The 25,440-nt window shown below is 63.8% G+C and carries 21 protein-coding genes; 7 read left to right on the top strand and 14 right to left on the bottom strand.

The window, feature by feature from the left end; genetic code table 11:
• Nucleotides 1-6: 6 nt before the first annotated feature.
• The gene (locus QBK88_RS07675) at nt 7-726 is read right to left on the bottom strand and encodes a cobalt-precorrin-6A reductase (RefSeq protein ID WP_277961581.1); all 720 of its coding nucleotides are present in this window, start codon (nt 724-726) and stop codon (nt 7-9) included.
• On the bottom strand, nt 723-1,940 hold the full coding sequence (gene cbiE, locus QBK88_RS07670) for a precorrin-6y C5,15-methyltransferase (decarboxylating) subunit CbiE (protein WP_277961580.1): 1,218 nt from the start codon (nt 1,938-1,940) through the stop codon (nt 723-725). Before cbiE ends, QBK88_RS07675 begins: the two co-directional genes overlap by 4 nt.
• A gap of 118 nt (nt 1,941-2,058) precedes the next feature.
• Between cbiE and cobG the strand changes: the two genes are divergently transcribed.
• The 7 genes from cobG to QBK88_RS07635 all read left to right on the top strand — a co-directional run bounded on the left by cobG (nt 2,059) and on the right by QBK88_RS07635 (nt 8,928).
• Nucleotides 2,059-3,354 (top strand): precorrin-3B synthase, encoded by a 1,296-nt coding sequence (cobG, locus tag QBK88_RS07665; RefSeq protein ID WP_277961579.1) that lies wholly within the window; start codon nt 2,059-2,061, stop codon nt 3,352-3,354.
• Entirely contained in the window at nt 3,351-3,977 is a 627-nt protein-coding gene (locus QBK88_RS07660) for a precorrin-8X methylmutase (RefSeq protein WP_268145845.1), read from the top strand. The genes cobG and QBK88_RS07660 overlap by 4 nt, the downstream gene beginning before the upstream one ends.
• Nucleotides 3,974-4,708: a precorrin-2 C(20)-methyltransferase gene (locus QBK88_RS07655; RefSeq protein ID WP_445764906.1), complete on the top strand. Its 735-nt coding sequence runs from the start codon at nt 3,974-3,976 to the stop codon at nt 4,706-4,708. The genes QBK88_RS07660 and QBK88_RS07655 overlap by 4 nt, the downstream gene beginning before the upstream one ends.
• On the top strand, nt 4,705-6,408 hold the full coding sequence (gene cobJ / locus QBK88_RS07650) for a precorrin-3B C(17)-methyltransferase (RefSeq protein WP_277961578.1): 1,704 nt from the start codon (nt 4,705-4,707) through the stop codon (nt 6,406-6,408). The genes QBK88_RS07655 and cobJ overlap by 4 nt, the downstream gene beginning before the upstream one ends.
• Nucleotides 6,409-6,745: 337 nt before the next feature.
• Nucleotides 6,746-7,537: a hypothetical protein gene (locus QBK88_RS07645; RefSeq protein WP_277961577.1), complete on the top strand. Its 792-nt coding sequence runs from the start codon at nt 6,746-6,748 to the stop codon at nt 7,535-7,537.
• 61 nt (nt 7,538-7,598) lie between these two features.
• The gene (locus tag QBK88_RS07640) at nt 7,599-8,294 is read left to right on the top strand and encodes a hypothetical protein (RefSeq protein ID WP_277961576.1); all 696 of its coding nucleotides are present in this window, start codon (nt 7,599-7,601) and stop codon (nt 8,292-8,294) included.
• Complete coding sequence (locus QBK88_RS07635) at nt 8,281-8,928, top strand: hypothetical protein (RefSeq protein WP_277961575.1); 648 nt, start codon at nt 8,281-8,283, stop codon at nt 8,926-8,928. The genes QBK88_RS07640 and QBK88_RS07635 overlap by 14 nt, the downstream gene beginning before the upstream one ends.
• Here the strand turns inward: QBK88_RS07635 and QBK88_RS07630 are convergent.
• The 12 genes from QBK88_RS07630 to QBK88_RS07575 form a co-directional block, all read right to left on the bottom strand.
• Nucleotides 8,897-9,493 carry a MarC family protein gene (locus QBK88_RS07630; protein WP_277961574.1) on the bottom strand — a complete coding sequence of 199 codons (597 nt, stop codon included), beginning with the start codon at nt 9,491-9,493 and terminating at the stop codon, nt 8,897-8,899. The two genes, QBK88_RS07635 and QBK88_RS07630, sit on opposite strands and share 32 nt — an antisense overlap.
• A 99-nt stretch (nt 9,494-9,592) precedes the next feature.
• On the bottom strand, nt 9,593-12,361 hold the full coding sequence (locus QBK88_RS07625; RefSeq protein WP_277961573.1) for a hybrid sensor histidine kinase/response regulator: 2,769 nt from the start codon (nt 12,359-12,361) through the stop codon (nt 9,593-9,595).
• 122 nt (nt 12,362-12,483) lie between these two features.
• Nucleotides 12,484-13,770, bottom strand: a complete 1,287-nt coding sequence (gene purD / locus QBK88_RS07620; RefSeq protein ID WP_277961572.1) for a phosphoribosylamine--glycine ligase — start codon at nt 13,768-13,770, stop codon at nt 12,484-12,486.
• Nucleotides 13,771-13,870: 100 nt separating this feature from the next.
• Nucleotides 13,871-15,478: a bifunctional phosphoribosylaminoimidazolecarboxamide formyltransferase/IMP cyclohydrolase gene (purH, locus tag QBK88_RS07615; protein WP_277961571.1), complete on the bottom strand. Its 1,608-nt coding sequence runs from the start codon at nt 15,476-15,478 to the stop codon at nt 13,871-13,873.
• A 79-nt stretch (nt 15,479-15,557) separates the two neighbouring features.
• The gene (gene fis / locus QBK88_RS07610) at nt 15,558-15,878 is read right to left on the bottom strand and encodes a DNA-binding transcriptional regulator Fis (RefSeq protein WP_008368706.1); all 321 of its coding nucleotides are present in this window, start codon (nt 15,876-15,878) and stop codon (nt 15,558-15,560) included.
• Complete coding sequence (gene dusB / locus QBK88_RS07605; RefSeq protein WP_158154172.1) at nt 15,875-16,888, bottom strand: tRNA dihydrouridine synthase DusB; 1,014 nt, start codon at nt 16,886-16,888, stop codon at nt 15,875-15,877. The genes fis and dusB overlap by 4 nt, the downstream gene beginning before the upstream one ends.
• Nucleotides 16,889-17,131: 243 nt before the next feature.
• On the bottom strand, nt 17,132-18,364 hold the full coding sequence (locus tag QBK88_RS07600) for a DUF3426 domain-containing protein (RefSeq protein WP_277961570.1): 1,233 nt from the start codon (nt 18,362-18,364) through the stop codon (nt 17,132-17,134).
• Nucleotides 18,365-18,404: 40 nt separating this feature from the next.
• Nucleotides 18,405-19,283 carry a 50S ribosomal protein L11 methyltransferase gene (prmA, locus tag QBK88_RS07595; protein WP_277961569.1) on the bottom strand — a complete coding sequence of 293 codons (879 nt, stop codon included), beginning with the start codon at nt 19,281-19,283 and terminating at the stop codon, nt 18,405-18,407.
• Nucleotides 19,284-19,472: 189 nt separating this feature from the next.
• On the bottom strand, nt 19,473-20,834 hold the full coding sequence (gene accC / locus QBK88_RS07590; RefSeq protein ID WP_277961568.1) for an acetyl-CoA carboxylase biotin carboxylase subunit: 1,362 nt from the start codon (nt 20,832-20,834) through the stop codon (nt 19,473-19,475).
• A gap of 17 nt (nt 20,835-20,851) precedes the next feature.
• The gene (accB, locus tag QBK88_RS07585; RefSeq protein ID WP_277961567.1) at nt 20,852-21,307 is read right to left on the bottom strand and encodes an acetyl-CoA carboxylase biotin carboxyl carrier protein; all 456 of its coding nucleotides are present in this window, start codon (nt 21,305-21,307) and stop codon (nt 20,852-20,854) included.
• Between the two features lie 448 nt (nt 21,308-21,755).
• On the bottom strand, nt 21,756-23,549 hold the full coding sequence (locus tag QBK88_RS07580) for a protein-disulfide reductase DsbD (protein ID WP_277961566.1): 1,794 nt from the start codon (nt 23,547-23,549) through the stop codon (nt 21,756-21,758).
• Between the two features lie 139 nt (nt 23,550-23,688).
• Nucleotides 23,689-25,299 carry a diguanylate cyclase gene (locus QBK88_RS07575; protein ID WP_277961565.1) on the bottom strand — a complete coding sequence of 537 codons (1,611 nt, stop codon included), beginning with the start codon at nt 25,297-25,299 and terminating at the stop codon, nt 23,689-23,691.
• Nucleotides 25,300-25,440: the final 141 nt, after the last annotated feature.

Genomic DNA, 25,440 nt, shown 5'->3' with positions numbered 1-25,440 from the left:
ACACCGTTACGTGCCCTGGAGTGCAACCATGAGCCCGGCAAGGCTTGAAAACGATTGGTCGACGGCAGGAAGCGTTGGCCGCTTGAGCACCAGCACGGGTATCGCAAGCTCGCGCGCCACCTGAAGTTTCGGCTCGGTAGCCGCGCTACCGCTGTTCTTGCTGATCAGCACGTCGATACGCCGACGCTGAAACAGTGCGCGCTCATCTTCCAGCGCAAATGGCCCGCGCGCACCGATCACTTCGCAGCGTTCGTTGCCGGGGCAGCTCTCCAGCGCACGTAACGTCCAGAACTGCTCAGGCGGAATATCATCGAGGTGTTGCAATGGCTCGCGCCCCAGGGTGAACAGCGGGCGCTTGAACGGCGCCAATGCCTGGATCAGCGCGGGCCAGCCATCGAATTCGCGCCAGTCATCACCGGTCTGGGGCTGCCACGCCGGGCGGCGCAGGGCCCAGCATTCGATGCCAGCGGCACGGGCAGCGGCTACGGCGTTGGCGCTGATCTGCGCGGCATAGGGGTGAGTGGCGTCGATCAGCAGGCCGATGCCTTCGCTGCGAATGAAGCTGGCGAGACCGTCGGCGCCGCCGTAGCCGCCGACTCGTACCTGGCAGCGCAGGTCCGTGGGCACACGTCCTACCCCGGCCAGGCTATAGATGTGCGCGGGCCCCAACGTGCGGGCAATGGCCAGCGCTTCGGTCACGCCGCCCAGCAGCAGAATGCGCCTCATGGGGCCACGTCCGAAGCCTTCACCAATTCCAGCAAGGTAATGGGCAGCGCCTGGCGCCAGGTATCAAAGGCGCCCAGTGGCTGAGCCTGGGCGACATGGATGCGGGTAAGCTCGCCGCCATGCTGTTCGCGCCAGTGGGCCAGGGCCATTTCGCTCTGCAAGGTCACGGCGTTGGCCACCAGGCGGCCCCCGGGCTTGAGCTGCTGCCAGCAGGTGTCGAACACGCCGTCGCGGGTGACGCCGCCGCCGATGAATATCGCATCGGGACGTTCCAGGCTTTCCAGCGCCTGGGGCGCACGGCCGCGTATCAGCTGCAGGCCGGGAACGCCCAGGGCATCACGGTTGTGCTCGATCAATCGTTGACGGCCCTCGTCCGATTCGATGGCCAGGGTGCGGCAACTGGGATGCGCGCGCATCCATTCAATGCCGATGGAGCCGCTGCCGGCGCCTACGTCCCATAGCAGCTCGCCGGGCTGTGGCGCCAGGCGGGCGAGGGTGATGGCACGCACGTCACGCTTGGTGATCTGGCCGTCATGGCTGAAGGCGCTGTCGGGCAGGCCGGCCAGGCGTGACAGGCGTGGTGCGTGCAGGTCAGCGCGGCAGTCGATGGCCAGCACGTTGAGATCGGCCACGGGCGGTTCAGGCCAGGTGGCGGCGGTGCCGTCCCGGCGCTGTTCCTGCGGGCCACCCAGATGTTCGAGTACGGTCATGAGGCTGGCCCCATAACCGCGCTCGCGAAGCAGTTGCGCGATGGCTGCCGGGCTATGGCCATCGTTGCTCAGCACCAGCAGGCGCACGCCATTGGCCAGCTGTGCGTTGAGCGCGGCGACAGGGCGCGCTACCACCGACAGGGTCACGACATCTTGCAACGGCCAGCCCAGCCGTGCCGCCGCCAGCGACAACGAAGAGGGGGCGGGGTGAATCAGCAACTCGCCTTGTGGCACCTGGCGGGCCAGGCTGGCACCCACGCCGAACAGCATCGGGTCGCCACTGGCCAGCACGCACACGGGCTCGCCGCGCGAGGCCAGCACGGGCTCAAGGGTGAAGGGGCTGGGCCACGCGACCTGTGTGGCACGAATGCAATGGGGCAGTAACGCCAGCTGGCGTGGGCTGCCAAAAATGCGGGTGGCATTGAGCAGCGCATGGCGGGCAGTCTTGCCAAGGCCGGGATAGCCGTCCTCACCAATGCCTACGATTGTCAGCCAAGGTGACATGAATCTTCCTCATAACCAGCGATTCCGACGGGCAGGCTTTTCATGCCTTCGGACAAAGCAGGCATAATACCGCGCCTTCTACACTGACAACGCCTTTTCACGATTGCCGGACGCCCCCTTGAGCCCAACCCAACCCCCTGTTTCGATCCGCCCCTCGGCCTGCCCGGGGTTGCTGCGCATCGTCCAGGCGCTGGATGGCGGCATATGCCGCATCAAGCTGGCAGGCGGTGAGCTGACTGCCCCGCAGGCGCGGGCCGTGGCCGATGCTGCTGAACGTTTCGCCGGTGGGGTCGTGGAGGCAACCAACCGCGCCAACCTGCAGATTCGCGGCATCACGGGGTCGCATCCGGCCATGCTCGAAGGTCTGTTGGCTGCAGGCCTGGGCCCGCGCAACAGCGGTGGCGACGATGTGCGCAACCTGATGCTCAGCCCCAGCGCCGGTATCGACCCCAGGATGCGCTTCGATACCCGGCCATTGGCCGCTCGGATCCTGCACAGCCTGGAAAGCCGAGGTCGGCTGCATGAACTGTCGGCCAAGTTCGCGGTGCTGCTCGATGGCGGTGAAGCCCTGGCCATGCACGAGCATGCCCATGACCTGTGGCTGGCCCCGGTCACGGTGCAGGGGCGGATGGGGCTGGGCTTCGGCCTGGCCGGTTGCCCCGGCACGGCGCTGGCGGCGGTGGCACCGGAACAGGGCCACGCCCTGGTGATCGCCGTGCTGGAGCGCTTTCTCGATGTCGCCCGCCCGGAGCAGACGCGCATGCGCCATGTGCTTGAGGGCATGAGCCCACAGGATTTCATCGCGCCGTTGTCCCTCGACCTGTGGCCTGGGCCTTTCCCTGTTCAAGCGGCGGGCAGCGACTGCCTGGGGACTTACCCACAGCGGCAGGCGGAGCAGGTATTCGTCGGCGCGGCGCCACCGCTAGGGCGCCTCGACCCTGGCATGCTGCGAGGCCTTGCACGCCTGGCCGAACACTATGGTGACGGCACCTTGCGCCTGACGCCCTGGCAAAGCGTGCTGCTGCCCTTCGTCGATGCTGGTGATGCCGCGGCGCTGACCCTGGAGCTGTCCGCCCTGGGCCTGTTGTGCAGCAGCACCGAGCCGTTGGCCGGGCTTATCGCCTGTACCGGCAGTGCCGGCTGCAAGAAAGGCCTGGCCGACACCAAGGCCGATGCCCGCGTGCTGGCGACCCTTTTGCCTGCGCCGCAAGCCGTGCACCTGTGCGGCTGCCCCCGATCCTGTGCCGCCGCCCATGTGGCGCCGGCCACCTTGCTGGCCACCTCGGCTGGCCATTACGACCTGTATCTGCGTGACGCCGGGCAACCGGGTTTCGGTGCCCTGCGCGCGCGCAATCTAGACCTGCAAGCGGCCAGCGACCTGCTGGCCCGCCTGCCCACGGAGCAACACCGATGATTGATTACATCCGCGACGGTCAAGAGATCTATCGCAACTCCTTCGCCATCATTCGCGCGGAGGCGGACCTGAGCGGCATTCCCGCAGACCTGGAAAAACTCGCCGTGCGGGTCATCCATGCCTGCGGCCTGGTGGACGTGGTGCAGCACCTGCGGTTCTCCCCTGGCGCTGGCACGGCCGGCCGCGAAGCCCTGGCCAAAGGTGCACCGATCCTGTGCGATGCGCGCATGGTGTCCGAAGGCATCACCCGCGCGCGCCTGCCGGCCAACAACGAAGTGATCTGTACCCTGCGCGATGACAGCGTGCCGGAGTTGGCCCGCGAGTTGGGCAACACGCGTTCAGCAGTGGCCCTGGAACTGTGGCGCCCGCATCTGGAAGGCGCGGTGGTAGTGATCGGCAACGCCCCCACGGCGCTGTTTTACCTGCTGGAAATGATCGACGCTGGGGCACCGAAGCCAGCACTGATATTGGGCTTCCCGGTGGGTTTTGTCGGCGCGGCGGAATCCAAGGCGATGCTGGCAGCCGACAGCCGTGGCATTCCCTTCGTGATCGTCGAAGGCCGTCGCGGCGGTAGCGCCATGGCGTGCGCGGCGGTCAATGCCCTGGCCACGGAGGTCGAATGATGCAGGCTCGCGGACGTTTGCTCGGCCTGGGCGTGGGCCCCGGCGACCCGGAACTGATCACCGTCAAGGCCCTTCGCCTGCTGCGCGAGGCGCCGGTGGTGGCCTATTTCGTGGCCAAGGGCAAGAAGGGCAATGCCTTCGGCATCATCGAGGGCCACTTGCAGCACGCCCAGACGCTGTTGCCGCTGGTGTACCCGGTGACCACCGAGGTACTGCCCGCGCCGCTGTCTTATGAGCAGGTGATCAGCGACTTCTACGACACCGCCAGCCTGGACGTGGCCGCGCACCTGGACGCCGGCCGCGATGTAGCGGTTATCTGCGAAGGCGACCCGATGTTCTACGGTTCCTACATGTACCTGCATGACCGCCTGGCCGAGCGTTACGAAGCCCAGGTGATCCCGGGCGTCTGCTCGATGCTCGGAGGTGCCTCGGTGCTTGGCGCGCCGCTGGTGTACCGCAACCAGAGCCTGTCGGTACTGTCCGGCGTGCTGCCGCCCGAGGAGCTCAAGCGCCGCCTGGCCGATGCCGACGCAGCCGTGGTCATGAAGCTGGGGCGCAACTTCCCCAAGGTGCTCGCGGTGCTGGCTGAGCTCGGCCTGGCCGAGCGGGCGCTGTACGTGGAGCGCGCGACCATGAGCAACCAGAAGATCGTGCCGATCAATGAGGTGGACCCAACCTCATCGCCGTACTTCTCGTTGATCATCGTGCCGGGCGAACGGTGGCAGGGATGATCAACATGCATGCTCCGGCCATTGTCATTCTCGGCACTGGCAGCCTGGCCACGGCCCGGCGTATTCAGCAGGTCTACCCCGATGCCTTGATCCACGGCCTGGCCGAACGGGTCGAGGGCGCCGACCGGACTTATACGGACTTCGGCGCCAACCTGCGCCAGCTGTATCAGCAGGACGTACCGATCATTGCCCTGTGCGCAGCGGGTATCGTCATCCGCTGCCTGGCCAGCGTGTTGCTGGACAAGGGCGCCGAGCCACCGGTACTGGCGGTGGCCGAGGATGGTAGTGCGGTGGTGCCGTTGCTCGGCGGGCTGGGCGGGGTCAATGTCATGGCCCGCCAGTTGGGTGCCGGCCTGGGCGTGGCGGCAGCCATCACCACCAGCGGTGAGTTGCGCTTCGGCACCTGCCTGCTCAACCCGCCCAGCGGCTATGCCTTGGCGGACCTGGAGTTGGGCAAGCGCTTCGTCAGCGACCTGCTGGCAGGCGAAAGCGTGCGCATCGAGGGGGCAGCGCCCTGGCTCGCCGATGCCCACTTGCCGCAGGACGACCAAGCGCAGTTGGCCATTCACGTCGGTTGCACGGCGCGTGAGCCCTCGACCAACGAGTTGCTGATTTACCCGAAAAACGTGCTGGTGGCGGTCGACGCCGGGTTGCCGGATATTGCCGCCAGTGTGCGCGCAGCCCTGGATAACGCCCGGATTGCCTTGCCCTCGCTGGCGTGCCTGCTGGCCAGCGACACCCAGATGGCCAGCCCGGCGCTGCGCGAAGCTGCCCGCGAACTGGACGTGGCCCTGCGCTTCGCGCCGCCTTCGGCCAGCATCAGCCACCTGGCCGAACAGGCAGTGCCGCAACTGTTGCCGGCCCTGAGCGTCAGCGCACAGTTGGCCATTGCCGTGGCCAAGCAGCCGCTGGACGTGTCGCGTATCGGACGTGAGCGCGGCCGGTTGGCGGTGATCGGCCTGGGGCCGGGGGCTGCCGAGCTCATGGTGCCGGCGGTGAAAGCGCAACTGGCGCGGGCCAACGATATTCTGGGTTACGAGACCTATGTGCGCATGGCCGGGCCATTTCGCCCGGACCAAGTGCTGCATTGCACCGACAATCGTGAAGAAATGCAGCGCGCCCGCCATGCCTTCGAACTGGCGTGCCAGGGCCGGTCGGTGGTGGTGGTGTCATCGGGCGACCCCGGCGTGTTCGCCATGGCCGCCGCCGTGCTGGAAGCGCTGCACGAATCCAGCGACCCAGCCTGGCATAATGTGGAGCTGGAAATCCTGCCGGGGGTGTCCGCCTCCCTGGCCACCGCAGCCCAGGCCGGCGCGCCGCTGGGGCATGATTTCTGCGTGATGTCGCTGTCCGACAACCTCAAGCCCTGGGGCATCATCGAGAAGCGCCTGGACCTGGCCTGCCAGGCCGACCTGGCGCTGGCGTTCTACAACCCCATTTCCCGCTCACGCCCGTGGCAACTGGGCCGTGCGCTGGAAATCGTGCGCCAGCATAGAACCCCCGAAACCCCCGTGGTATTGGGGCGCGACATCGGCCGCCCTGGCCAGACCCTGCGCAACATCACACTGGGCGAATTGACGCCGGAGCAGGTGGATATGCGCACAATGGTATTGGTGGGTTCCTCCACGACCTGCTCTTTCCCACGCAATGGGGGAGGTAGCTGGGTCTATACGCCGCGGTGGTACGGCCAGAAACCTTGAGTATTGGCGAGGAATGGCGGTACAGGTAAAAGCCCCCATTCCTCGTCGCAAAGGACGGGGCTGAAACGCGGGACTACGGGCTGTGGACGGAAAACGCCCGGAAAGTCGTGCTGCGCCTGAAGGGCTTTCTCTATCACTTTCACCCCAGCGCTTCGCGCCGTGGCGGAGGGTAGTGGGGAAGTTCGCACGCCGCTCGCCTATGGGCATTGAAACGCCATGCCCTTTAGCTGTCTTTAACCGGGGTGGAGCGTTTCCCCGTTCCCAGTGTCGGCACGCTGCCCTAATTTGTGCGGCATCAAGTCCATGCAGGGCTTGTTTCCAACCAAAGGGAATTGCCATGAACCAGAACTACACGATGACCAAAGCCGAGCGCATCGCCAAACTGCGCGAGTTGCGTAATGACGTGATCTTTAGCGTACGTGGTGAAGAAGAGAGCACCCCGTCGGCCGCCGTGGTGAATAATAGTGTGATGTCATTCACGGAGGGCGTCTCCAAACAGAATATCAAAGACCTCAAGAACGCCTACCTGTTTGCCACGACAACGGCAGACAAGAGAAATCCTGGGGGTAAGGAATCGGGCGAGCGTTGGTATAAGGATTTCGTCACCTTAATGGCCACGGCGGGCTGGGTGGAGAGCGGCGGTTCCTACCGCGCGTTCACGTCCACCGAGAAAAACTTCAGCATGGACAAAATTGCGCTGGAAATCCTCAAAGGTGCCGCTATAACCGCAACCATGGCGGCTACTGGTGGTTCGGCTGCATTGGGCCTGATGGACACTGCGCGAAACGCCCTTGAGGCGGTGAGCAAGGATAAAGAGGCTGTCGACATGTTCGACCGCAACGCCATGAAAGACCGCGGTGCCAACTTCGGTATTGGTGCCGTGACGCAAATCAACGATGAAGTGTGCATGGCCTATGGTCTTGTTCAGTACGATACCAAGGCATCTTCCACAACCGTGCTGTTCTCCACCTGGGACAGTTCTGAGGTTGCTATTTATCAGGCCAATACGGTGTTCTGGATGAACGAGGACGCCGTCGAGGATACCAGGGATCACATCCGCGATGCGATGAGAGAAGAGCGCCTGCGCGCCCTCCATGAATTGACTGGCATCAATAAGCCCAAGGCCTGATTTCCAGAAGCGTGCGGCCGCCGTCAGGCGGCCGGCGTTTCCCAAGTGCATGGAGTACAGCATGAAACTTCAACATGATGAAGCCTGGCTTAATGGTGGGCAGTTACTGTGTCTCGATTCAGGTATGTCCCTCGAGCACAAGCAGGATGTATTGCTTTCCAGCTTGTATGGTCAGTTGCTTGCGTCGGCAAAGTCCGACAAATTGGGCGAGGTCGCGCAATGGTTTGAAAGCTATAAACGCGCGCTGCGGAAGTTGGGATGGGATATGCCCAGGGCGCTGGAATTCAGTGATCGCTTTCCCGGCAACCTGACGATCACCTGGCCAGATATTCTGAAGGTGCTATCACGTAATGGCGTGCCGTTCTCCCTGGATGCCCTGATGTCCATATTCCAGCCAGGAAACGGGCTTGTAGAGCCCGCTCGCAGCCGATTCGCCAAGCAAACCGTGAGTTGCCTGCCTGACGGTAGCACGCCGCTGTTTCAGGTTGCCCTGTTGATCGGCTTTGGGCATTCATCCCCGTCCATGGATGTGCTTCTGGTTCATTTTCGGACTCGTCAGCCGCTCGCGGGGGATATCACGCAGACCGTGTTCGAAAGCAGCCAGTTGGAGGGGCAGGTGCACGCGATATGGATGAGCGCCTGCCCCGACCCCTGGATTTATCCTGACATGCGTGAAGATGTTCTGGATACGCTGATTGGTCAAACTGATCAGTACTGGGTAAGGGTCGATAAGGGGGATGGTGATGCTCAACCCTGATGAACACTTGATCTCGTTCAGTGCCGGTATTTCCAGGGAAAACCGGTCGGACATCGGCTTTCTGATGCAGGAAGCTGATCGCTTTGCCACCAGCACCTATGACCGTGACCTGCACTGGCAGAGTTGGCTGAATTACTTTGACAGCTGTTTGAGAAAGTATGGCTGCGAACGCCTGACCACGATCACCAGCCGGCCTTTATTTGTGTCCGACACCAAGGAGCTGGACGACTTGACCCTGGAGGTCGCCACTTTTGATGATGCACAAGGTCTTCTGGACCTTGGTCAAGAGGTGTTGGCTACACTCGATATCTATGCGTTCGTCGTTGCCTGGCTGAACACCGATGGCACAGGTAATGCGCGCCTTGGGTCGTGGGTGGTGGTGCCCTGCAGCCTCAACCGCCGTGGTGAAATTACCCTTACCACCTTCGCCGTGCAGCTGCGCGGGCGACCCATGACGACCCAGCACAAGCCCGAGGCCGTACTTTATATGAGCGGCGGGGTTTATACTTTTCACCCGCAGGACTACGAGCCGTTTCGTGGAGAGATTCGCGAGAAACTCAAGGGTATCAACCTGCGCAAGATCGTTCAGGGGCTGGATCTGGTCAAGGTACCAAATAGCCCTTTATGCCGGTAAAAATGATCTGGGCGGCCAAGGCGCAGACAAACAGCCCCATCAAACGGCTGACAATCTGCAACCCTTGCTCGCCCAGCAACCGTTCTATGCGGTTGGAAAGGTAAAGCACCAGACCGACCGTGACGCTGGCCAGCGCGATACTCAGGATGGCCATCAACTTGTCGTCCCAGTGCGGCTGGCTGACGCCCATCACCAGCAAAGCGCCAATGGTTCCGGGGCCGACGGTGATGGGAATGGTCAAGGGAACGATGGTCACGTCCTGCTGCACGTTGTCGGTCTGCACCCCCGACTTGCCTTGGGCCATGCCCAGCGCCGAGATGAACAGCACGCTGCCTGCACCGATGCGGAAGGCATCGGCGGTGATGCCGAAGACACTGAAGATTACCCTGCCGAACAGGTACAGCAGCACGCTGGAGATCAGTACCCCCAAGGCCACCTTCCACGCCAGGCGTTTGCGTTCCCTCAGCGAGTAGCCCCGCGACAGACCGATGAAACAGGAGAGCACGAAGAACGGGCTGTAGAGCACCAGCATCTTCAGGTAAACGCTGAACAACGTGTGGAGCATGGGTAAGGGCTCTTGGCGGAGGGTGGGCGACGGCAGAGTCTAGCGTGGGAGATGCTCGCCTGTCTTACTGTGGAAGCCGGCCAGGGTGGCGTGTGGCGTTCAGGAATTGCTGGCCTGGCTTTGTGCCTGGTTGCGTTGCGCCACCCAGTGCTCGATCAGCTCGCGCAATTGCGACAGTTCTATCGGCTTGGCCATGTGCCCGTCCATTCCGGCCTCACGCGCGCGCTCCTTGTGTTCGGTGAGGATGTGCGCCGTCAGTGCCACCACCGGCGTGCGCTCACGGTTGGTGCCCAGTTCCCAGTCACGCAACTGCTGGGTAGCGGAGAAGCCATCGAGTATGGGCATTTCGCAGTCCATCAGCACCAGGTCGTAACGTTGGGCTTTCATGGCCCGCAGGGCCTCCTCGCCGTTGCTGGCGGTGTCGGGCTGCACGTTGAGCTTGCCCAGCATGCCACGGATAACCTTGGTGGAGATGCTGTTGTCCTCCGCGACCAGAATGCGGAAGTCACCGGGCACGGCGACAGGGGCGCTGGCCGGTGGCGTGCTGGCCTGCGCATTCGCCTGCCCGCGTTGCGCCAGTTCGTCGGCCAGGGTGGTTCTGAGGGTATAGCCGGCCACGGGCTTGGCCAGGATGCGCTTGATACCGGCATTGCGGGCGATGATCTTGGTCGGTGCGTTGCTGATGCCGGTCAGCATGATGATCAGGATATCGTGGTTGAGGCTCGGGTCTTCCTTGATCTTGGCGGCCAGTTGCATGCCCGTCATGCCGGGCATGTTCTGGTCCAGCAGCACCGCGTCGAAATAGTCGCGCAGGTGGGCCTTGGTACGCAGCAGGGCCAGTGCTTCCTTGCCCGAGGGCACCGAACTCACGTTCAGGCCCCAGGCGCTGCACTGCTGCACCAGCACTTTGCGGCAGGTGTCGTTGTCATCCACCACCAGCACCCGGGCGCCGCGCAGGGGGCTGTCCAGGTCCAGGGTCGGGTGTTCCAGGCGCTCGGGGTCCAGGGGCAAGGTCAGCCACAGGGTGCTGCCCTGCTGGCTGCCGCTCTTGATACCGAATTCGCCTTTCATCAGCAGGATCAGCTGGCGGGCAATGACCAGGCCCAGGTGGCCACCCACTTCGTTGCCCGACAGCAGGTTCTTGCTGTGCAGTTCACTGTGCAGCAGCGCGTCGCGCTCATCGCGCGGGATGGGCACGCCGCTGTCCTGCACGGCGATACGCAGGCGTGGTTCGCCGCTGCGCTGGTCCAGCGCCACCACCAGCAGTACTTCGCCTTCGTCGGTTTTCTTCAAGGCGTGGTCGAGCAGGGCCAGCAGGGTCTGGCGCAGGCGTGTGGGGTCACCGCTGATGACCTGGGGTACCTGGGGCTGGGTGAAGCTGATCAGCTCGACGTTTTGCTGTTCGGCTTTGGCGCGGAAGATATTCAGGCATTCTTCGATCAGGGCACTGAGGTCGAACTGCACGTCATCGAGCTCGATCTGCCCGGACTCGATCTTGGAAATGTCGAGAATCTCGTTGATCAGTGTCAGCAATTCGTTGCCGGCGCTGTGGATCGTTTGCACGTAATCGCGCTGCTTGACCGACAGGGGGGTGCCCAGCAGCAGCTCGGTCATGCCCAGCACGCCGTTCATCGGGGTGCGAATCTCGTGGCTGATGCGTGCCAGGAATTCTGCCTTGGCGTTTATTTCCGCGGTGCTGGCCGCCAGTTCGCGGCTGGCGCTGAAGCGGTCTTCGCTGATGGTGCGCAAGCGTTCGCTCAGGGCGGTGTTGAGCATCAGCCCGGTCAGCGCGCCAACGGCCATCAGGCCCAGCACCAGCCACTGGGGCGGGGTACGGGTCAGTACCAGCAAGGCGGGCAGCACGATCAGCACGCCCAGGTTGAGCACCAGCATGGCCCAGGTGAACAGCCGCGCTGGGCGGTAGCCCTGCTGCCAGTGCCAGGCCGCCGTGAGCAGCATGCCCAGGCCGCCCACCACCATCATGGCGTAGGTGATGGAGTTGATGGGCAGGCCATCGACCAGCAGTACCAACAGGCCGCTGAGGCCGATCAACACCTTGGCGCACGCCAGCAGGCGGTCGATCAGCGGGCTGTTGCGCGGCGCGAAGAACCGCTGGGTGAACATCAGGCAGCAGATGGCGGCCACCATCAGGGACAGGTAGCTACCCGTGGTGCGCAGCGAGTGCCAGGTGTCGAACCAGGGGCCGCTGAGGTTCAGCAGGATCGCCGCGCTCAGGGTCAGCAGTGTCTCTGCCGCGGCCAGCCACAGGCTGCTGCTGGAGCGGCTATAGGCGTAGCGGGCCAGGTTGTGCACCACCAGCATGCCCAGGCAACCGAACAGCAGGCCCATCAGGAGGGTCTGGCGCTGGTCGGCCGCGGCGGTTATGGCGGGTAGCAAGGCCACGCTGGGGCGCAATTGATGGGCCGAGGCCAGGCGCAGGTACAGGTCCAGGGGGCGGGAGCTGATGGGCACCGGTAGCAGGATGTCGGTGTTGGCCAGGGCAGGTTCCACGCCCAGGCTGTCGCGGCCGCTACGCTGCTGGCGGATCAGCGTGTCGCCGTCCAGTACATAGAATTCGAGTTCGGACAGGTCAGGCGCGAAAATGCGCAATACCTGCTCGTGGGGGCCTGGTGGCAGGCGATAGTGCAACCATTGCGCGGTATGGGGAGCGGTGGGCGCCAGCTGGCTCAGTTCAAGGGGGCCGAACTGGTTCTGGAAGCGCTCCGAGCGTACGTCGCTCAGTTGCAGGTGCGCGTGTTCATCGAGCAATACTGACCAGCCGCTGCCGGACTCGGCCAGGGCCGGGTACGCGCACAGCAGTGTCAGTGCACAGACAATCGATGAAATGGCGATCCTGAGCCAACGCACAGCGAAATCCCTTCGAAGGTTTAATGACTGAGTATAACTATGCGCGGAGGATAAAGCGTAGGGCCAGTGGCCGAACGGCCCTGGGTAACGGGAAAAACCGCTACCCAAGGCGTAAGGAGATGTTACTTGGCGTTTTCCCGGGCAATGGCGCGGTAGCCGATGTCGGTACGGTAGAAGCAGCCGTTCCAGTCGATCTTGCTCGCCAGGGCGTAGGCTTGCTGTTGCGCTTCACCCACGGTATTGCCCAGAGCGGTGGCGCATAGCACGCGGCCGCCGGAGGTCACGACCTGGTCGCCGTTCAAGGCGGTGCCGGCATGGAAGACCTTGCCAGGCAGCTGAGCCGCGGCGTCCAGGCCCTGGATAGCGTCGCCCTTGGCGTAGTCGGCGGGGTAGCCACCGGCTGCCAGCACCACGCCCATGCTCGGGCGTGGGTCCCACTGGGCCTCTACCTTGTCCAGGGCCTGGGCCAGGGCGGCCTCGACCAGCAGCACCAGGCTCGACTGCAGGCGCAGCATCACCGGCTGGGTTTCCGGGTCACCGAAACGGCAGTTGAACTCGATGACTTTCGGGTTACCGGCCTTGTCGATCATCAGGCCCGCGTACAGGAAACCGGTGTAGACGTTGCCTTCCTCGGCCATGCCGCGCACGGTCGGCCAGATCACCTGGTCCATGACCTTCTGGTGCACGTCGGCGGTAACCACCGGGGCGGGGGAGTAGGCACCCATGCCGCCAGTGTTCGGGCCGCTGTCGCCGTTGCCGACGCGCTTGTGGTCCTGGCTGGTGGCCATGGGCAGCACATTCTTGCCGTCGACCATGACGATGAAGCTGGCTTCTTCGCCGTCCAGGAACTCCTCGATCACCACGCGCGAACCTGCCTCGCCGAAGGCGTTGCCGGCCAGCATGTCACGCACCGCATCCTCGGCTTCGGCCAGGGTCATGGCGACGATCACGCCTTTGCCGGCGGCCAGGCCGTCGGCCTTGATGACGATGGGCGCACCTTTTTCACGCAGGTAGGCCAGGGCTGGCTCGATCTCGGTGAAGTTCTGGTATTCGGCGGTCGGGATCTTGTGGCGGGCCAGGAAGTCCTTGGCGAATGCCTTGGAACCTTCCAGCTGCGCCGCGCCCTTGGTAGGGCCGAAGCAGTCCAGGCCACGGCTGCGGAACAGGTCGACCACGCCAGCCACCAATGGCACTTCCGGGCCGACGATGGTCAGGGAAACGTTCTTCTCGGCGAAATCGGCCAACTGCTCGATGGCCTGCACGTCAATGGCGACGTTCTCGCACTTGGCTTCGGTAGCGGTACCGGCGTTGCCGGGGGCGACGAAAACTTTCTCGACGCGTGGGTCCTGGGCTACCTTCCAGGCCAGGGCGTGTTCACGGCCGCCGCTGCCAATGATCAATACGTTCATAGCTAAAACCTCGAATTCTGTGTGGGGATTGCGCTGCAGTTGCAGAAACAGCGATTTCCCCGTGGGGAGAACCGCGATTCGCGGCTCCCCCTGCTATCGATCAGTGGCGGAAATGACGCATGCCGGTGAAGACCATGGCGATGCCGGCTTCGTCGGCGGCAGCGATGACTTCGGCGTCACGCATGGAGCCGCCAGGCTGGATGACCGCGGTGATACCCACTTTGGCGGCGTTGTCGATGCCGTCACGGAACGGGAAGAACGCGTCCGAGGCCATGACCGCGCCCTGTACCTGCAGGCCTGCGTGCTCGGCCTTGATGGCGGCGATGCGCGCGGAGTTCACGCGGCTCATCTGGCCGGCGCCGACACCGATGGTCTGGCGGTTCTTGGCGTAGACAATGGCGTTGGACTTGACGTACTTGGCCACTTTCCAGGCGAAGATCAGGTCGTGGATTTCCTGTTCGGTCGGGGCGCGCTGGGTCACCACTTTCAGGTCATCGGCGCCGATCATGCCAATGTCGCGGCTCTGTACCAGCAGGCCGCCGTTGACGCGCTTGTAGTCCCACGCAGCGGCGCGGTCGGCCGACCACTGGCCGCAGGCCAGCAGGCGCACGTTGGCCTTGGCGGCCACAATGGCGCGGGCTTCTTCGCTGACGCTTGGGGCGATGATCACTTCCACGAACTGACGGTCGACGATGGCCTTGGCGGTCTCGGCGTCCAGTTCGCGGTTGAAGGCGATGATGCCGCCGAAAGCCGACTCGGTATCAGTGGCGTAGGCCAGCTCGTAGGCCTGGCGGATGCCGCCTTCGGCGTCAGGGCTGACGGCCACGCCGCACGGGTTGGCGTGCTTGACGATCACGCAGGCGGGCTTGACGAAGCTCTTCACGCACTCGAGGGCTGCATCGGTATCGGCCACGTTGTTGTAGGACAGTTCCTTGCCCTGCAACTGCGTGGCGGTGGCGATGCCCACTTCGGCCGGCTTGGCTTCCACGTAGAACGCCGCGCTCTGGTGCGGGTTCTCGCCGTAGCGCATTTCCTGGGCCTTGATGAACTGGCTGTTGAAGGTGCGCGGGAATTCGCTGCGGCCTTCGGTGCTCAGGGTCTCGGCGGCCTGGTTCACGGTGCCCATGTAGTTGGCGATCATGCCGTCGTAGGCGGCGGTGTGCTCGAAGGCCTTGAGCATCAGGTCGAAACGCTGGGCGTAGGTCAGGCCGCCGGTTTTCAGGCTTTCCAGCACCTGGCCATAGTCGCTGGCGTTGACCACGATGGCCACGTCCTTGTGGTTCTTGGCCGCGGAACGGACCATGGTCGGGCCGCCGATGTCGATGTTCTCGATGGCGGTCGGCAGGTCGCAGCCTGGCTTGCTGATGGTGGCTTCGAACGGATAGAGGTTGACCGCGACCAGATCGATCGGCTTGATGCCGTGCTCGTTCATGATGGCGTCGTCGATACCGCGACGGCCCAGGATGCCGCCGTGGATTTTCGGGTGCAGGGTTTTCACCCGGCCGTCCATCATTTCGGCGAAGCCGGTGTAGTCCGCCACTTCCACTGCGGCAACGCCGTTGTCCGTCAGCAGCTTGAAGGTACCGCCGGTGGACAGGATCTCGACGCCCAGGGCTTCGAGTTCACGGGCGAATTCAAGGATACCGGTCTTGTCGGAAACGCTGATCAAAGCGCGGCGGATCGGCAGGCGGGTAGTCTGGTCGGTCATTTCAATTTCCGTCTAAAGCAGAGGAGTCAGCAAAAAAGGCGACCCTGGACAGGTCGCCTTTTCTGGTTTGAATGCATGCTTACAGCAGATCGTATTGCTTGAGCTTCTTGCGCAAGGTACCGCGATTCAGGCCCAGCATTTCGCTGGCCTTGGTCTGGTTGCCCTTGACGTAGTTCATCACGCTTTCGAGCAAGGGGGCCTCGACTTCGGAAAGCACCAGGTTGTACACGTCAGTGACGGCAGCGCCCTCAAGATGGGCGAAATAATTGTGCAGCGCCTTTTCAACACTGCCGCGAAGGGTCTGACCCTCTTCGCTGGGCGTGTTGAGGTGCTGTTTCAAGTTGACGTTGTCGCTCACGGGCGTTGTTCCACTCACTAAAGTCTCGGTCATCATCGTCATGCGGCCACCCCCTGTCCGTCCCCTGTCACAGGGCTCTCATTACATTCACCGAGGAACTGGCGAACGTTGGCGCACTGCGCTTGCGTATCTTCCAAGCGGTTGAACTGGGCGCGGAATTCCTTGGCGCCCGGCAAGGTGGCCAGGTACCACCCGACATGCTTGCGGGCGATACGCACGCCCATCACATCGCCATAGAAGGCGTGCAGTGCCGTCAGGTGCTCCAGCAGAATCTGTTCCACTTCACTCAATTGCGGTGCCGGCAACAGTTCGCCGGTGCGCAGGTAATGCTCGGTCTCGCGAAAGATCCACGGCCGCCCCTGGGCGGCGCGGCCGATCAGCAGGCCGTCGGCACCGGTGGCGTCGAGGACGCGCCGGGCCTTTTGCGGTGAATCGATGTCGCCATTGGCAAAGACCGGGATCGACACCGCCTGCTTGATGGCAGCGATGGTGTCGTATTCGGCTTCACCCGTGTAAAGATCGGCGCGTGTGCGGCCATGTACCGCCAGGGCGCTGATGCCCGCCTGCTCGGCAATCTTTGCAACGGTGATGCCATTCTTGTTGGAACGGTCCCAGCCGGTGCGAATCTTCAGGGTAACGGGCACCTGGACGGCGCCGACCACGGCATGCAGGATCTCCTGCACCAGGGCCTCGTCTTTCAGTAAAGCGGAACCTGCCGCCTTGTTGCAGACTTTCTTCGCCGGGCAGCCCATGTTGATGTCGATGATCTGGGCGCCCATTTCGACGTTGGCCCGCGCGGCCGCGGCCAGCATCTGCGCGTCTCCACCGGCGATCTGTACCGAGCGGGGCTCGGGATCGCCTTCGTGGATCATGCGCATGCGCGACTTGCGGCTGTTCCACAGGCTCATGTCACTGGTGACCATTTCTGATACAACCAGGCCTGCGCCCATCCGTCGGCAAAGCTGCCGGAAGGGCTGGTCCGTGACCCCTGCCATAGGGGCAAGGATCAGGGCGTTGTTCAATGTATATGGGCCGATGCGTACCGCCGACATAGGTGTTCCCTGTTGTGGGGCCGGATCATTAGAGTTCGAAAAAGGGTGGGCATAATACCCGCTCTCGGTGACCGGATAAAGGTCGTTTTGGATAAAATCTGAACAACTATTTGCTTATGCCGAGTGGTTTGGTTGCCTGGCAGCGCCATTTTTGTGGGCACTGGCGTGCCAGCCAGCTCGCGGGGCAATGAAAAGCGCGCTGGCAGGCCGGCTCCTCAAGGAGCCAGTGTTTACAGGGGCGGGCTACTCGGGGGAGCGGAAGCTGAGGCTGTAATTCACCGCTTTCGGGCCGGGGTCGAGGATGTCCAGCGAGATGTGGATCGGGGTCTGGGGTGGCATTTCGGCCTGGCTACCGGCCAGCTCGCCCGACAGGTATTCGCCTGGCTTGAACCGACGACTGGCTATCAATTGGCCATTGAGGTCGGCGAAACGCAGCTCCAGCAGCGGGAAGGGCTGGGAGAACGGCGCGCGGTTGTAGATGATCGCGTCCACCACCAGCGCGCCATTGAAGTCGGGGTGGCTGCGCACCACCAGGTTGCTGCTCTTGATGCGGTCGATGTCGACCTTCGACGGCACGCTGCAGCCCAGGCTCGGGCATACCTGCTGGAACCACGGCCGGTACTGGTCCTGGCGGGCCAGTTCGTCGAAGTGGTACCACAGGTACTGGCCGCCCAGGGCCAGGGCGGCCACCAGGGTCGCCAGGGTCCACAGCAGCCGTTTACCCCACGGCGTGCGGCGTTTCTGCCAATCCAGTTGCAGCGGGTCGTCCATCAGGTCCAGCAGCGGCGCCTCGCGCAGGTTCGGCTCGCTGCGTTCGTGCCGGCCAGGGCGGGGCGCCGGTTCGTCAGGCTCGTCGTCATCGGCATCCAGTGCCGACAAGCGCTCGCCACGCGGCGGCAGGTCGTCATCAGCGTGCAGGCGGCCAAGGGCGGGCGCGTGCGCTTCGACGGGCGTCAGGGTCAGCGAAGGCTCGGTGCGCTCGTTGTCGGTGTCCTCGTCAAGGGCCGGCTGGCGCTCGATGATGGGGGGCGACGGTTCGTCATCGTCGTGCAGTTCGAGGTCCTCGGCGTGGGTGCCGAAGGGCCGCTCGTGCCACGCTTCATCCTGATGCTCGTCCCGGCTGGCGCTGAACGACTCATCGCGTGGAGGGTGGTCCTTGAACGCCTTGACCGGCTGGATCTCCCGTTGCTCCAGGCGTGCCAGTTCGCCGTCGAGGTCGAGCTGGTCGAGGTCCAGCTCGTTGGCCGTCCACTCGCGCAGGCTGATGGGCGCGGCGCGCTGCCCGGCGACCGGTGGCGCGGGTTCCTGGGCAGGTTCCTGGCGGCCGGTGCTTTGCTCCAGCAGCTGGCGCGCAGCGTTGAACACCTGCAGGCAGGCGCCACAACGCACCACTCCGCGGGCCACGCTCAGTTGAGTGTGGCTGACGCGAAAGCTGGTCTGGCAATGGGGGCACTGGGTGACGAAACTGTCGGTCATGCGCGGGTCCGGGTTATGCAGACAAGCATTCTAGGCGCTCTCAGCGGCGGCGACCACTGATGCGTACCCAGCCATCGCGGTCGGCGATAGGGTCCAGGTCGAACGCGGCGGCATAGGCGGCGGCCACTTCCTCGCCTTGCTCGGCAAGGATGCCCGACAGGGCCAGCAGGCCGCCGGGCTTCACCAGGCCGGTCAGCTGTGGCGCCAGGGAAACCAGTGGGCCGGCGAGGATGTTGGCCACCAGCACATCGCTCTGTACCTGCGGCAGGTCTTGCGGAAGGTACAGCGGGAACTGCGCGTCGGCCACGCCATTGCGCCGGGCATTGTCGCGCGATGCTTCCAGCGCCTGCACGTCGATGTCGGTACCTACCGCGTGCTCAGCGCCGAGCAGCAGGGCGGCGATGGCCAGAATGCCCGAGCCGCAGCCGAAATCCAGCACGTTCTGGCCCTTCAGGTCCTGGCCATCGAGCCATTCCAGGCACAGCGCGGTGGTGGGGTGGGTGCCTGTGCCGAAGGCCAGGCCCGGGTCCAGCAGCAGGTTCACCGCGCCAGGTTCCGGGGCGGCGTGCCAGCTGGGCACGATCCACAGGCGCTGGCCGAAGCGCATGGGGTGGAAGTTGTCCATCCAGCTGCGCTCCCAGTCCTGGTCTTCGATCACCTCGGCGTGGTGCTCGGGCAGTGCCGCGCCGGTCAGCAGCTCCAGGTGGGCGAATACGCTGGCAGGCTCGGCGTCGGCTTCGAACAGGGCCAGCAAGTGGGTGTGGGCCCACAGCGGCGTGGTGTTGAGCTCCGGTTCGAAGATCGGCTGGTCTTCGGCGTCCATGAAGGTGACCGAAACGGCGCCGACTTCCAGCAGGGCGTCTTCATAGGTTTCGGCTTGTTCTGGGCTGATGGCCAGACGAACTTGCAGCCACGGCATGGCGGGTACCTTTGGAATCGGGATCTAAAGGGCGGCAGTTTACTCGACTTTGCGGGAGCTGGCTTGCCAGCGAGCTTGTTGATGCAGCAAAAAGCGCGCTGGCAAGCCAGCTCCCGCAATGCCTGTCCCCAGGCATGAAAAAACCGGCCTCGAGGGCCGGTTTTCTGTACCGCTATCTACAACCGTGAATCACTTCTGGGCAGCCAGCTTGTGTTCCAGGTAGTGGATGTTCACGCCGCCTTTGCAGAAGCCTTCGTCGCGGGTCAGGTCGCGGTGCAGCGGGATGTTGGTCTTGATCCCGTCCACCACGATCTCGTCCAGGGCGTTGCGCATGCGCGCCATGGCTTCGTCGCGGTCCTTGCCGTAGGTGATCAGTTTGCCGATCAGCGAATCGTAGTTCGGCGGAACGGCATAGCCACTGTACAGGTGCGAATCGACGCGAACGCCGTTGCCGCCTGGTGCGTGGAAGTGCTTGACCGTGCCTGGGCTCGGAATGAAGTTCTTCGGGTCTTCGGCGTTGATACGGCATTCCAGCGAGTGGCCGCGAATGACTACGTCATCCTGGGTGTACGACAGCGGGTTGCCTGCAGCGATGCTCAACATCTCTTTGAGAATGTCGATGCCGGTGACCATTTCCGATACCGGGTGCTCTACCTGTACACGGGTGTTCATTTCAATGAAATAGAACGCGCCGTTTTCATACAGGAATTCGAAGGTGCCGGCGCCGCGGTAGCCGATGTCGATGCACGCTTTGACGCAGCGAGCGAAGACCATCTGCCGGGCTTCTTCGTCGATACCCGGTGCCGGGGCTTCTTCCAGTACCTTCTGGTGGCGGCGCTGCAGGGAGCAGTCACGGTCGCCCAGGTGGATGGCGTGGCCCTGGCCGTCGGACAGTACCTGCACTTCCACGTGGCGTGGGTTGGTCAGGAACTTCTCCAGGTAGACCATCGGGTTGCCGAACGCAGCACCGGCTTCGGTACGGGTCAGCTTCGCCGAAGCGATCAGGTCTTCTTCCTTGTGCACCACGCGCATGCCGCGACCACCACCGCCACCGGCGGCCTTGATGATCACCGGGTAGCCGACTTCACGGCCGATGCGCAGGGCTTCTTCCTCGTCTTCGGGCAGCGGGCCGTCGGAACCGGGAACGGTCGGCACGCCGGCTTCGATCATGGCGTGCTTGGCCGATACCTTGTCGCCCATCAGGCGAATGGTGTCGGCTTTCGGGCCGATGAAGGCGAAGCCGGATTTCTCGACCTGTTCGGCGAAGTCGGCGTTTTCAGCCAGGAAGCCGTAGCCAGGGTGAATGGCGGTAGCGCCAGTCACTTCGGCAGCCGCGATGATCGCCGGAATGTGCAGGTAGGATTGCGCAGCCGGTGCCGGACCGATGCAAACGGACTCGTCTGCCAGGCCCAGGTGCATCAGCTCCTTGTCGGCCTTGGAGTAGACGGCGACAGTCTTGATACCCAGTTCCTTGCAGGCACGCAGGATCCGCAGGGCGATTTCGCCGCGGTTGGCAATCAGGACTTTTTCCAATTTCGCAGGTTGGGACATCGTTGGCTCTCCGCGATTCAAACGATGGTGAACAGCGGCTGGTCGAATTCAACCGGCTGGCCGTCTTCCACGAGGATCGATTCGATCACACCGCTGGTTTCAGCTTCGATGTGGTTCATCATCTTCATCGCTTCGACGATGCACAGGGTGTCGCCTTTCTTCACGGTCTGGCCGACTTCAACGAAGGCTGGCGAGGCAGGCGAAGCCTTGCGGTAGAACGTACCGACCATTGGCGAGCGGGCCACGGTACCGTTCAGTTTCGGTGCAGCGGCCGGTGCGTCGGCAGCGGCGGCGGGCGCGGCAGCCGGGGCAGCGACAGGGGCGGCAACCGGGGCTGGCGCGTAGTACTGCTGGGCCGGGGTCTTGCTGTGACGGCTGATCCGTACGGACTCTTCGCCTTCACGAATTTCCAGCTCGTCGATACCGGACTCTTCCAGCAGCTCGATCAGTTTCTTTACTTTGCGAATATCCATTAATCATCAACTCCCAAGGGTCGGTCAGGGGCGTTCAGGTAGTGTGTACAAATTGTTCCAGGGCGACCTCCCAAGCCAGTCGGCAAGCGCTGGCGCCAAGGTCGCGGATCGCCATGACGGCCGGTTGAGGCCTGCCATGGCAATGGCGGAAATTGCGGCGGTAGCCCCATGGGACACCCACTGTTCGAGAAGTGGGATGCTCACTCTTGGCGGCGCGTCACGTTTTGCGTTGATACCAGGGGCAACTTGGGCGAAAACCTGAGGATCATCTGCATTCACGGCTCCTTGAAACTACCCGGTTTGTTCAGGCGGCACGACTATGCCGCAATGGGGCGACGACTGTCCAGTCAAGCACAATAGCCTGCACGTTGCCCGATGTTCGCCTGAAATTTGTGACTTGTTTGCTGAAATGGGTCACTCAGGCCAGCGCAAGCACCGGCCTGGCGGCTCAACGGACCATTTGGCGGTCTGCCAGGGTGATCTTGCCGAGGAAGCCGGCAGCATCGGTTTCACCGATGACCTTGGCATCGGCGATTTCGCTGCCATCGGGTGCGAAGAACACCAGGGCAGGGGGGCCGAACAGTTTGTAGCGGTCCAGCAGGGCGCGCTGTTCGGCATTGCTGTCGGTGACGTCGAACCGCACCTGCTGGTAGCCCGCCAGGCGCGACACCACCTGCGGGTCGGTGAGCACGTCGTGCTCGATGACCTTGCAACTGATGCACCAGTCAGCGTACCAGTCCAGTACCAGTGGTTTGCCGGCCTGCTTCGCCTGGGCCAGGGCCTGGTCCAGTTCCCCGGCGGTGGTGATCGTCTGCCAGCGGTTGCTGGCCGGGGCTGCCGATGCGCTGTTGGCCACGGGGCCAGGCAGTGGCCGCAGCGGGTCACCCTGGCCGCTCATTGCGCCATACCAGCATGCCAGGCCATACACCACCAGCAGCAGCCCGAGCAGTTGGGCCAGCCGTTGGCGGGGTAGCTTGGCGGTAAACTCCAGGGCGCCCAGGAACAGGCCGACGCCTGCGGCCAGCAGGCCCACCAGCAACAAGGTGACCGGCCCCGGCAGCACGCGGCTGAGCAAGCCGATGGCCAGGGCCAGCAGCAGTACGCCAATGGCATTCTTGACCAGTTCCAGCCACGGGCCGCTTTTTGGCAGCCAGGTCACCCCGCCAATGGCCACGGCCATCAGCGGCAGGCCCATGCCCAGGCCCAGTGCGAACAGCTTCAGCGCCCCGCCCAAGGCATCGCCGGTGGTGCTGATGTACAGCAAGGCACCGGCCAGGGGCGCTGAAACGCACGGTGATACCAGCAGGCTGGATAGCACACCCATCACGGCGGCGCCCCACAGCGAGCCGCCCTGGGTATTGCCGGCGATGCGGTCCAGGCGGTGGCTGATGGCGGCCGGCAGCTTGAGTTCGAACAGGCCGAACATCGACAGGGCAAACACCACGAAGAACAGCGAGAACGGCCCCAGCACCCAGGCCGATTGCAGCCGAGCCTGCAGGTTCAGGCCGGCACCGAACAGCCCCATCAGGGCCCCCAGCACCGCGAAGCACAGCGCCATGGGCAGCACATAGGCCAGCGACAGGCTGTAACGGCGCAGTTTGCTGCTCTGGCCACGCATGACCACGGCCGACAGAATAGGCAGCATCGGCAGCACGCATGGGGTAAAGGTCAGGCCTATGCCGCCGAGCAGGTACAGCAACAATTCATACCAGGACCAGCCGCGCACGGGGGCACCACCGGCCGGGCCAGTGAGCGTGGCGTTGGCGTCGGCGGGGGCGCCGCCATCGATGGCCAGTTTCTCGGTTTCCGGCGGGTAGCACAGGCCCTTGTCGGCACAGCCCTGGTACGTGACCGCCAGGGTGAAGGGCCGGTGGTCGGCCGGGTCGCGGGGCAGGGTGACCTCGACGATGCCGTGGTACACCTCGACATCACCAAAGTATTCGTCGTGTTTTTTCTCGCCGTCGGGCAGTTGCGGGGTGCCCAGCTTGATGTCCGCCGGTGTCGCCTTGAACTGGAAGCGGTGGCGGTACAGGTAGTAGCCGTCGGTGGCGACGAACTGCAGGGTGATGGCGTCAGGCGTGGTTTTGCCGAGGTTGAGCTGGAACGCCTGGTGCACCGGCAGGAAGTCGCTGTTGCTGTTCAGGGCACCGCCCAGCGTAGCGCTGGGGCGTGAGTCCAGCAGCCCGGCGCCGACAGCGGGCAGGGTCAGTACCAGTAACAGAAGGCAAAGCAGGCGGCGCATGGCAATCTCGCAAAGCAAAAGTGTGCGCATCATAGCCCAGTGGGCTTTGCCGTGCAGGGGGCGGGGTTGTTACTTCATCTGTCGGGTTGGCGTTGCCCGGTCCTGCAGTGGGCGGCGCCTGCAGGGCCGGGCAACACCATCAGACGACCAGAACCCGGTTGCGCCCCAGCCGCTTGGCGCGGTACAGCGCCTCATCGGCCTGGGTTGCCATGGTAAGGCTGTCGCTGGCCTCGACCATTTGCACCACGCCGGCGCTGAAGGTGCATTGCAGGTCGTGCGGCTGCGCCGGGTAGTGGATCTCCGCGAAGCGCTCGCGAATCTCGTCCAGCACGGCATGGGCCGCCTCGATATCCGTGTCGGGCATGACAATGGCGAACTCCTCGCCACCATAGCGGCCGATGAAGTCAGTCTTGCGCAGCCGCTGCTTGAGGAACAGCGCCAGGCTTTTGATGACGCGGTCACCCATGGGGTGGCCGTGGCTGTCGTTGACCTTCTTGAAGTGGTCAATGTCGAGCATGGCGAAGGTCAGCGGCTTGCCCTCGCGGCAGGCCCGGAACGCGCAGTCTTCCAGCAGTTGCAGGATGTGGGTGTGGTTGTACAGCCCGGTGAGGCTGTCACGCACCATCCGCGACTTGAGGTTGCGTGCCCGGGCAGCGCGGTTGCGCACCGTGGTGATCAGGTGCCGCGAGCGGATGGGCTTGGTCAGGAAGTCGTCGCCGCCTTCGCTCATGGCGTCGAGCTGCTTGTCCAGGTCGTCCTCGGCCGACAGGTAAATGATCGGTACGCTGACATAACGGTCGTTATGGCGGATGACCTTCGCAAGCTCCGGGCCCGTGCAGGCGGGCATGTACATGTCGAGGATGATCAAGTCGGGCTGGAAGTCGGCCAGTTCGGCCATCGCGCCGATGGGGTCGATCAAGGTGCGGGTGACGATACCTGCGTTGTTGAGCAGGCGTTCGGTATGCATGGCCTGGGCGCGGGAGTCATCGATGATCAGTACCTTGAACGGCTCGTACTGGGCCACGCACGTCAACGCCTCGATCTTCTCCAGCAGGCTGGAAGCCTCCAGCGCACCGGTGAGAAATTCCTGGCCACCGGCGCGCACGGCGGCCAGGCGCGTGGGGGTGTCGGTTTCATGCAGGCTGAAGAACAGCAGTGGCAGTTTCGGGTCCTGGCCCTCCTGGGCCTGGGCCGCCAGTTGCAGGCCAATGCCGCACCCGCCGAAGTCCACGTCCATGACGATGGCCGCTGGCAGGCATTCACGCAACGAGGCCTGGAATGCCGCGGGGTTGGCCAGTGCCTGCACATACAGGCCAAAGAACTCCAGCTGCACGGCCAGGCGTTCGCTGCGCTCCACGTCCTGCAGCAGCAGGTACACGGGCTTGCGCAGGGGCGGAAGCGGTGCCTGGTCGAGGCTGTCGCCATGGCGCAGGCCTGTGCGCGACAAGCGTTGCATCAGGCGGTTGAGTTCGCCGATGACCTCGCTGCTCAGGCGTCCATGGTTGGTTTCCACCGCCAGCAGCACCTGCCGAAGCTGGCGGGCGATCAGCGTGTGCTCCGGCTGCTCGAAACGTTCGGCGAAGCGCAGCAGGCGCAGACTGGCCTCATTCAGTTCACGCAGGTTGTCCCCCGACCATTCGCTGCGTTGCAGGCGCTGCCAGGTCTCCAGGATGTGCCGGGCCTGGTGGATGACCCGCTGGGCAAAATGATGCTTTAGCCGCTCTCGGCTGGGGTCTTGGGGTTCGGTCATGGGCTGACTGCTTATTGGCGGTATGGCGCTGCGTGATGGCTCTATGCTAGCACAGGGTTTTTTCCCCGTGCTGGCCGCTGGGCATTTAAGGCGGCGGTTTGTGCATTCATTTAATGACTGGCCAGTCGCTTATGCCTGGGC

Source organism: Pseudomonas sp. RIT-To-2, from assembly GCF_029623465.1.
GTDB classification, from domain to species: domain Bacteria; phylum Pseudomonadota; class Gammaproteobacteria; order Pseudomonadales; family Pseudomonadaceae; genus Aquipseudomonas; species Aquipseudomonas silvicola.
This window is presented reverse-complemented; position numbering and strand designations above follow the sequence as displayed.